The organism is Bartonella rattaustraliani AUST/NH4, assembly GCF_000312565.1.
Lineage (GTDB): Bacteria > Pseudomonadota > Alphaproteobacteria > Rhizobiales > Rhizobiaceae > Bartonella > Bartonella rattaustraliani.
Genome location: NZ_CALW02000102.1, coordinates 1 through 2728, shown reverse-complemented (window position 1 = coordinate 2728; position 2728 = coordinate 1). Strand labels below are relative to the sequence as shown.

Sequence of the window (2728 nt, the reverse complement as noted above, 5' to 3'; positions counted from 1 at the left end):
TTTGCCATTTACGATATAGTCATAGGATTCAAGAGGGATATCTGTCATTGTGATATGACGATTATAAATGACAGTAGACTTATCTTTTTCCTTACGTTTCTTAATTTTTGCAAATTCCATTTTTGTAACGTGATAAAATTCTTCAGGATTGGAAATATCAGTCAGTTTTGGATCACCCTTTTTAAAGGTCACTGGATAAGGTTTTATGCTTTCATAATTGACATGCAAGTGCTCAAGTTCACGTCCTGCTGTTACAAACTTCCAAAAATCTTCAGCAGTTTTCACACAAGGGATACGAGGCAATTCTTTAGAGAGGTTATCAGCATAACGAGCACGATAATCTTCTGAATGCAAAATACCGTAAACATAATAAAAGAGATCATCTTTTGTTATGGTTTCACCAGGATAAGCGGCTTTAAAATGCTCTAGCCCTTCATCAGTGAGTGCATCGCGCCTTTGTAAATCAACGGTTTCATCGTTCTCTATAGAGCTTTCGAATAAATGAGACTGCTTTTTATTTTTATCTTTTGAAACCGTAGCCTCTTCATAAATATAGCGTGGAAAACATTGACTACCACCATCTATCACATTAAGATCAGGCAAAGTATTAGCCATGAGTACAGAAAAGCCACTTCTTGCCCCAACTCCTGTAACCTGTATCACTCTATTTTTAACGGCTTTCCCTATGGGGAATATGCGCGGCATTTGATAAACCATTTCATTAAAAGCGCGATTATAATAAAGCCACTGTTTTGTAAAAGGGCGATAAAGACTTTGCGTAAGACAGTTATTTTCAAACGTAAAAAGCTTTTCTTTGCTTAATTCCTGTTTGATAGCACGGCTCCAGCTAATTTTACTTGCATCTGAGTTTACGAAACTGTCTACAGCCTTTTTACGTGTCTCGCGATTAGCATGCTCATAGGCGTCATTAAAACGTTCTACTTCGCTATTATAAAAGCCAATCATATTGCTCATGTTCTTCACTAACGCCTCACGGCTCGAGTTATATGCCCAAGCGTCACGACTAGTTACAATACCACACGAAAAGGTTTCAAAGAGTTTTGTATCATGTCCTCTTTTAATACCTAGTGCTAAAAATGTTTTGAAACTTTCATCACGTTGATTAATCCAATCGCTATACTGATCTGGTGTAATTATTTTCCAACTGTCTTCACGTGTAATACCAACAATACTGCCAAATTCGTCAAGGATCTCAAGTTTCCTTTTTGTTGTAAGATTATTACCAATGTCATGATAGTAAATTTTACAAGGTCCAGTAACAGCAGGATTTTTGATAAAGAGCGTTATAGCAATACCGGTCATACTACCATTGCCAAAAACATTTTCGCCTTCTTGAGCTGCCCCATTGCTTAACATGTTTTTACGAATATCTCCTCGTAAGTTGAGTACATAAATACTGGTGAATTCTTTAGCTAAAGATTTTCGTAAGCTATCCATTGCTGGTTTTTCTATATAACCCGAACCAGAAACAAAACCAATGACCCCAGCATTATCAATACGATCACTCGCCCAACGAAGTGCACGGATATAACTATCATAAAGTGCGTGTATACAAACTGCTTTCGATTGAGCAGCATAAGTTTTACGAATACGGTCATCTAATATCGGATAAGGTGTATTCTTTGCATTATCATTTTCGTTTTTTTGCTTTGTTGAATAAGGAGGATTACCAAAGATAACTTGAATGTTTAGATTTTTCTGAAGTTCCAAATAGTCACTGTTCGCTTTGAATATACCTCGCAGCAAGTCTTTCTTTTCAAGCATCTGAAAGGTATCCGTTAAACCAATATGCTTGAAAGGGATATACTCACCTTTCATAAGACTATGATAGGTTGTTTCAATGTTAATGGCAGCAATGTAGTACGCAAGCAAGACAATCTCATTGGCATGGATATCATAACGGAATTTATATTCCATATCCTCGGGTTTGATCAGTCCAGATTGTAAAAGCCTTGTGATAAAGGTTCCAGTTCCAGTGAAAGGGTCAAGAATAGAAACATCACGAGACCCAAGGCTTGTTTCAAACTCATTGCGCAACACATCATCAACAGAATGAATGATAAAATCAACAACTTCAACGGGTGTATAAACAATACCAAGCCTATCCGTGGTTTTCTTAAATGCCTTGGAAAAGAAATCCTCATAGAGTTTGATAATAAGGTTCTGTCTTGCATGGGGTTCGGTAATCCCAGAAGCACGGAATTTTACACTGTTATAAAACCCTTGTAATTCTAAAGACTCCTGCTTGATATCGGTTTTATCTAATTCAGTTAAAATCCTTTCCATCGCTTGAGAGATGCTATTGTTCTGGACAAATTCATTGCCATCAAACAAGGCTTCAAACACGGGACGCGTGACAAGATGTTGTCCTAACATCTCAAGCGCTTCTTCTTGCGTAAGACTGTCGTTTAAATTGCTCTTTAATTCCTTATGAAACGCATCAAAAGCACATCGCGCTTTGCCTTTCGCATCAGAAAGAATATCTTTAAGATGATTGATATGGTTTTGTGCAATCTCAGCAACATTATTCGCCCAAATGCCCCAATAATCAGAAAGGGTCGATCTTTTAATCAGAACCGTTTTAAGGGCACGAGGGAATGCCGCCATAAAGTTGAAGCTTGTTTGTCCATTATGCGTGGAAAGCGATTTACGGATTGGAGATACAGTGCTTGCGCTTGCATGCGCTGGTTTTGCTTGCAGCGGAAGA

The 2728-nt window shown here is 37.8% G+C and carries 1 protein-coding gene; it reads right to left on the bottom strand.

Annotated elements, in window-relative coordinates:
• Positions 1 to 2728, bottom strand: a 2728-nt coding sequence (locus BN67_RS12355; protein ID WP_019224141.1) for a type ISP restriction/modification enzyme, incomplete at both ends; no start/stop codon positions are given.